This window comes from Tepidimonas fonticaldi (assembly GCF_007556755.1).
GTDB classification, from domain to species: Bacteria; Pseudomonadota; Gammaproteobacteria; order Burkholderiales; family Burkholderiaceae_C; genus Tepidimonas; species Tepidimonas fonticaldi.
Genome location: NZ_VJOO01000056.1, coordinates 1 through 6,740, shown reverse-complemented (window position 1 = coordinate 6,740; position 6,740 = coordinate 1). Strand labels below are relative to the sequence as shown.

Below are 6,740 nucleotides of genomic sequence, written 5' to 3'. Positions count from 1 at the left end.
GATGCCGCACTCAAGATACTTGGCAAACGCTTTGCGCACGAAGGGCTTGGGGGTGTGGTGGTCGCCCTGGCCGTCGAACTGACCCGCGCTGGCCAACTCTAGCCAGGTCTCGTAGTGCTCGGCTACCATTTGGTAGAGCAGCGTGCGTTCGGGGTGGCGTGGGTTGTAGAGCTTGGGCTTGGAAGTGGCTGACATGAATACTGTACAAATGCACAGTATTCTGCGGCGATTGTTTGGGTACGCAAAGCACAAGGCCCGAACCGTCGCCAGTTCGGGCCTTGGCAGGGTAGCTTGGCTGCGGACTTACTTGCGCGCAGGCGGCACATCCGTGCAGCTGCCATGCGCCACTTCCGCCGCCATGCCGATGCTCTCGCCCAGCGTCGGATGCGGGTGGATGGTCTTGCCGATGTCGACAGCGTCCGCACCCATCTCGATGGCCAGGGCGATCTCGCCGATCATGTCGCCCGCATGCGTGCCGACCATGCCGCCGCCCAGGATGCGGCCGTGGCCGTGCGCCTCGGGGCTGTCGTCGAACAGCAGCTTGGTAAAGCCCTCGTCACGGCCGTTGGCGATGGCGCGGCCGCTGGCCGCCCAGGGGAACAGGCCCTTCTTGACCTTGATGCCCTGCGCCTTGGCCTGGTCCTCGGTCAGACCCACCCAGGCCACTTCGGGGTCGGTATAGGCCACGCTCGGGATCACGCGGGCGTTGAAGGCGGCGCTTGCCAGTTCCTTGTTGCCCTGCAGTTCACCGGCGATGACCTCGGCCGCCACGTGCGCTTCATGCACCGCCTTGTGCGCCAGCATGGGCTGGCCCACGATGTCGCCGATGGCGAAGATGTGCGGCACGTTGGTACGCATCTGGATGTCGACGTTGATGAAGCCGCGGTCCGTCACGGCGACGCCGGCCTTGTCGGCGGCGATCTTCTTGCCGTTGGGGGTGCGGCCCACGGCCTGCAGCACCAGGTCGTACACCTGGGGCTCGGGCACCGTGACGCCGTCCTTGGCGGGCGCGAAGCTCACCTTGATGCCCTCGGGCGTGGCCTCGGCGGCCACGGTCTTGGTATTCAGCATCACGTTGTCGAAACGGTGCTGGTTCATCTTCTGCCATACCTTGACCAGCGGCTGCGCACCGCGCTGTGAACTGCCACCTCCCCGTCGCTCCATGAACAAAGGCCCCGCATGGCGGGGCCTTTGCACAGAGGGTCGTCCCGGCCGGTGCGCATGGCACCGGCGCGCCGTTGCGCGCCGTTGCGCGCCGTTACTTGGCGCTGGCGGAGACGGTGGTCGTCCGGTAGTCCGGGTGGCCCGTGATCTCGGACTCCGAGAACGGCATGCGCACCCACTGCTTGGCGCTGTAGGCCTTGGTGTAGTCGCCAAAATGCGGCGACGCCGGATCGTCGGACAGCGAGAACGTCAGGAAGGTGTAGGCCTGCACGCCGCTGGAGGGGAAGCTCACCACCTGCATGTATGAGTTGCCATCCGGCTGCCCGTCCATGCTGTAGCCGCCCGCCGTGATGTCGTTCTCGGAACAGGTGATGGTGAAGTAGCCCACGCCGTCGCAGCCGCCGTACAGCGGCAATTTGGCACCGCCCTTGGTGGCAAACAGCACTTCGCCGCGCGGTGCATCCAGCGCAAACCCGCTCTGCCCCACGCGGCTGATGGCCGTGGCCATGGCCTGGCGCAGCGCGGTCACGGCCGCCACGTTGATACCGCGCGGGGTATTCAGCGGGTCGGCCGCGTCAAAGGGCACCGAGTACAGCCCCGTGGTGGGCACGCGGGTCCAGAACTCGTCCCACAGATGGGAGCCCCGGGACTCCTTGTTCCCGCGGTTGTCCCACGCACGCAGCGTGGCGCAGGCCTGCGTGGCGTCCACCGTGGCACCGTTCACCATCCATTGCGAGGGCGTGCAGATCAGCGTCAGGATCTCGTCCTTGAACCGCTCGGCCGAGAACACGCGGCTGTTCAGCACCATGTCGCGCACGATGGCGGCGCTGGCCTTGTTGCCGGTGTAGCCGTCGGTGCCGGCCAGCCGTTCCAGGGCCATGGTGTGGCCCAGGCGCGTGCGCAACGTCAACGCCGCCGTGCCCGCGGGACCGAAGATGGCCGGGTACCCCGTGAGCGGGGCATTCGCGTTGGACAGCCAGTAACTGTCGTTCATGTTGCCCACATAGTCCTCGCGCAACAGGCTGGGCATGCGCGACGGGCCGATGGCGCCCTTTTGCTTGGAGTCCGCATCGGTCTGCCAGTCGCAGGCGCTGCGCGAGCCGTCGAAGAACGGCACGTTGGGCAGCGCCGCGCCCACGGCCGCGCCGAACGGCGTGGTGCACGCGGCCACCTGCTCGGGCGACACGTTGGGCACCGCGCCGATGTCCGCGTACCAGACCCGCGCGCTGCCACGCCCCACGGCCACCGTGTTGACCCATGGAATCGCGGACTCTTCCTTCTGGATGGCTATGAACTCTTCCAGCGAACGCGCCTGGTTCCAGCGCATCCAGTTGCGGAAGGAGCGGAAGTTCTCGCCGTTGATGTCACGGATGGCGAAGGCCGTGCTCTGGCTCCACGCCAGAGCGGGGTTGAGCCCCGCCAGGTTGACCAACGGCCCGTACTCGGAGGTGTACAGCGTGCGCGTCACATCGCTCAGCGTGCCGTCGGCATTGCGGCTGGCCACGGTGATGCTGCGCGGCGCCATCTTGACCGGCTGGCCGTCACGCAGGTAGGTGGTGGGGTCGCCCGACTGCAGCTGCAGCTGGAAGAAGCCGAAGCGCCGCGCCGTGGAGACCGTGTGGCTCCAGGCCACGTTGTCGTTGAAGCCGATCAGCACCAGCGGCACGCCCAGGAATCCGACGCCGCTGACGTTCACCTGATTGTCGATCGTGACCTGGGCCTGGTAGAACCGGTCCGGCCCCTTCCAGTACCAGTGGGGGTTGCCGAACAACACGCCGCTGGACTCGCCCGTGGCCGCCGGCGCAAAGCCATACATGTTGCTGCCGATGCCCGCGTCACCGCCCACCTGCAGGGCGGGAGGTGTGGTCAGGCGCTGGTCCAGGGACGGGGCGGTCTGCGCGTCTTGCGCCGCGCCGGCCTTGGCTGCGGCAGGGGCGACGGCATTGGCGATGGCCTCCACGAAATTGCTGTACCCCCCCGCCAGGTTGGCAGCGTACATGCGGCGCCAGACGTCCTCCTGCGTGATGGGCTGCACCCATGCCTCGCTGCGGCAGGCCGCGTGGGCCGTCCCTTTCTTGGCAACGTCCACGTACTGGTTGTAGCCGGCCACGAAGCCCTCGACCATCTGCCGCAGATTCTCGGGCTGCGCCGCGGCCATCTTCTGCACCACGTCGGCGGAGATCACATGGCGGTGGAAGAAGTCCGAGTCGATGTTGCGCGGGCGTCCGATGGTGCTGTTGTAGACCAGCTGTGCGCTGCCGCCAAAGTAGCGCGAGCGCTCGCCCCGGTAGGTGAGGAAGGCATCCGCCAGCGTGCACAGGTTGTCCTGCGCCTGGACATACCCCATACCGAAGCCCGCGCCGGCCCAGTTGGAGGCCTTGATGTGCGGCACGCCCATCGCGGTGCGGCGGATCTCCGCCTGGTACGCCAGCGGCGCGTCGTCCGCTTCGTCGTTGCCCCCGCAGCCGGCCAGCAGGGCCAGGACCGCCGTCGCCAACAGCGCGCGTGGCGCCGCAGCACGAGTCACTCTCTCTTGCATGCGTTGTCTCCTTTGTTGTGGTGCACCCCTGCCGGTCCCCCGGCCCGGGCCAACGCAGTATAGACGCAACGCAGCGGAATGCCTAGCACCCGGCTGCGCGCGAGCGACACGCCCCGCGGTGCCTCAGTCGTTCTCCGTGAACTGCTCGAAGCACTCCTTGAGCCGGTGGTGCCATGCGCGCTTGTCGGCTTCGGCGGCAAAGCTGGCCTCGAAGCTGTTCCAGGCCAACTGGTAGGCATGGCGCGCCGTGAGCGCCGGCACCGCCGCGAAGAGCTGCGTGAAGTTGTCGTTGACGTAACCGCCGAAGTACGCGGGATCGTCGGAGTTCACGGTCACCGCCAGCCCCGCCTCCAGCAGCTGCGGCAGGTTGTGATCGGCCAGGCGCGGGAACACGCACAGCTTCAGGTTGGACAAGGGGCACACGGTGAGCGGTATGCGCTCATCGGCCAGTCGGCGCATCAGCGCCGGGTCGTGAACGGCCTGCACGCCGTGGTCGATGCGCTCGGCCTGCAGCACGTCGAGCGCGCTCCAGATATAGGCCGGCGGACCCTCTTCACCCGCATGGGCCACCACGTGCAGGCCCAGGGCGCGGCAGCGCTCGAACACGCGGGCGAACTTCTCGGGCGGGTGGCCTCGCTCGCTACTGTCCAGCCCCACGCCGACGATGCGGTCCAGCAGCGGCAGGGCCTGCTCCAGCGTGGCGAGGGCGTCCTCCTCGCTCAGGTGCCGCAGAAAGCACAGGATGAGCGACGCAGACAGGCCGTGGCTGCTGCGCGCGTCCGCGCAGGCACGGTGCAGCCCGTTGATCACGGTCTCGATGTGCACGCCCCGCGCGGTGTGCGTCTGCGGGTCGAAGAAGATTTCCGCATGCGCTACGTTATCCATAGCTGCTCGCGCAAGATAGGCGCGGGCCATATCGTAAAAATCCTGCTCATGCAGCAGCACGCTGGCGCCTGCGTAATAGATGTCCAGGAAGCTCTGCAGATCGGTGAAGGCGTAGGCACGGCGCAGTTCTTCCACGCTGGCGTAGGGCAGCGGCACACCGTTGCGTTGTGCCAGCGCGAAGATCATCTCGGGCTCGAGCGAGCCCTCGATGTGGATGTGCAGTTCGGCCTTGGGCATGGCCCTCAGCAGGCCGGGCAGGCGTTCGGCGGGAATGGGCGGGACCTTGAACATCGGCAGGCTCCAAAAAATGAGGCCGCAACCTACGGGACATCGCGGCGGTAGGCCGATGATGCCTTGTCGGCGCCCATGTGCAACACCTCCCGGCCCGCAACGGCGGGCATGGCCATACAGACAAAAAAGCCACCCCGAAGGGTGGCTCGTTGTACCGGGCGGACGATCTCCGCAAAGAAAGCCGCCTGGTGCGGCAATGGCCGCTTATTTCTTGTCGCCGCCGGGCACCTGGCCCTCCACGCCCTTGACGTAGAAGCTGATGCTAGTGAGGAACTTGTCATCAGCCACTGCGCCCTGGTCGAGGACGGTCTTGCCCGCGTTGTCCACGATGGGGCCCTTCCAGATCACGAAGCTGCCATCCTTCAGGCCGTTCTTGGCCGCATCGACCTTGGCCTTGGCCTCGGCGGGCACGTCCTCGGCGATGGAGACGAGGTCGATCGCGCCTTCCTTCACACCCCACCAGTGCTGGCCGGTGGTCCAGGTGCCTTCCAGCACGTCCTTGGTGGCCTTGGTGTAATACGGAGCCCAGTTGATGATGGCCGACGCCAGGTGGGCCTTGGGGCCGTACGCCGTCATGTCGCTGTCCCAGCCGAAGGCGCGCTTGCCCTTTTCCTGTGCGGTCTTGAGAACGGCGGGCGAGTCGGTGTTCTGGAACAGCACGTCGGCGCCGCCATTGATCAGCGAAGTAGCGGCTTCGGTCTCCTTCGGCGGGCTGAACCACTCGTTGACCCAGACCACCTTGGTCTTGATCTGCGGGTTCACGCTCTGCGCGCCCAGCGTGAAGCTGTTGATGTTGCGGATCACCTCGGGAATCGGCACCGAGCCCACCACGCCCAGCGTATTGGTCTTGGTCATGGCGCCCGCGATGATGCCCGCGAGGTACGCGCCCTCGTAGGTGCGGCTGTCGTAGATGCGCGTGTTGTCGCTGGTCTTGTAGCCGGTGGCGTGCTCGAACTTCACGTCCTTGAACTCGGCGCCCAGCTTCTGGATCACGTCCATGTAGCCGAACGTGGTGCCGAAGATCAGCTTGTTGCCCTGCGTGACCATGTCACGGATAGGCGTTTTAACCGCATGAGGCCAAGTATCGCACCGCGCGGAAGCGCCATCAAGCCGGCTGAGACACTCGATTTTCCCGCCCAGGTGTCAGGTTCACCACCAGGGTTTGGCGTTCAGGAGAGTGATTTGCGGCGCTCGGCGTGTACCGGGCGCAGAGCCAGTTCGCGGCAAGTCAAAATCGCCGCTTTGTTCATTCACCAACTGATGCGCTGATCGACCTCAAAGTCCGGTGCCGGTTGCGCCGCTAGGTCCCAGTCTGCTGGCTCGGTTTGCGCCCCGTCATCCATCTGCGCATCACTACAGTCATCCCACAGCGGTGGCCCGCGCGCCGGGGAGATGCGGGGTGGCTCTGAATCTGCCCCGATGTGGTCCAGGATGTGCCGGATGTCAGCGCTGTGCGTAATGAACGCGATGATGCGCATATGCCCGCCACACAGCGGACACAAGAGGGGGAACACCTCGTAGATGCGGGCGATCAGCACCGCCCACAGGTAGTGCGCTGCACGCTTGGGCAGCACCGGCTCGCTCTGGGATGGCAGCGCGCTGCTCATCGGTACCACACCAGGCGCGCACTCCCCCGTGCTGATCGACGCGCCCAGCACGGGAGCGGCTTGCGCCGGTGTCGCCAGCGCCGTCACCGCAGCCCTGAGCGGCGAGTTGGGTGCCAACACGCCAAAATAGCGGTGCCGGTGGGTGCGTGGCGGGGGAACCAGCGCGGCAATGCGGTCGATCAGCTCCAGCGGTGTGAGGTGCAGCTCATCAACCTTGGCACCGCGCTTGTCGCTGGTGGGTTCGCTGCGCTGCT

Annotated in this window: 3 protein-coding genes and 3 pseudogenes; all 6 read right to left on the bottom strand. The window is 66.4% G+C overall.

All coding sequences use genetic code 11. The features are described 5' to 3' along the window. A pseudogene (locus tag Tfont_RS14055) lies at window positions 1-195 on the bottom strand (IS91 family transposase); the annotation flags it as partial. A gap of 108 nt (window positions 196-303) precedes the next feature. Continuing rightward, window positions 304-1,122 (bottom strand): annotated as a pseudogene (locus tag Tfont_RS14050) (FAD-dependent oxidoreductase); the annotation flags it as partial. A 136-nt stretch (window positions 1,123-1,258) separates the two neighbouring features. Then, window positions 1,259-3,703: a penicillin acylase family protein gene (locus Tfont_RS14045; RefSeq protein ID WP_143969905.1), complete on the bottom strand. Its 2,445-nt coding sequence runs from the start codon at window positions 3,701-3,703 to the stop codon at window positions 1,259-1,261. 123 nt (window positions 3,704-3,826) lie between these two features. After that, window positions 3,827-4,879: an adenosine deaminase gene (locus Tfont_RS14040; RefSeq protein ID WP_143969904.1), complete on the bottom strand. Its 1,053-nt coding sequence runs from the start codon at window positions 4,877-4,879 to the stop codon at window positions 3,827-3,829. A 204-nt stretch (window positions 4,880-5,083) separates the two neighbouring features. Next, window positions 5,084-5,935, bottom strand: a pseudogene (locus Tfont_RS14035) (BMP family ABC transporter substrate-binding protein); the annotation flags it as partial. A 194-nt stretch (window positions 5,936-6,129) separates the two neighbouring features. Beyond that, the coding region (locus Tfont_RS14030) for a transposase (protein WP_185974547.1) at window positions 6,130-6,740 on the bottom strand (611 nt) is incomplete at its 5' end.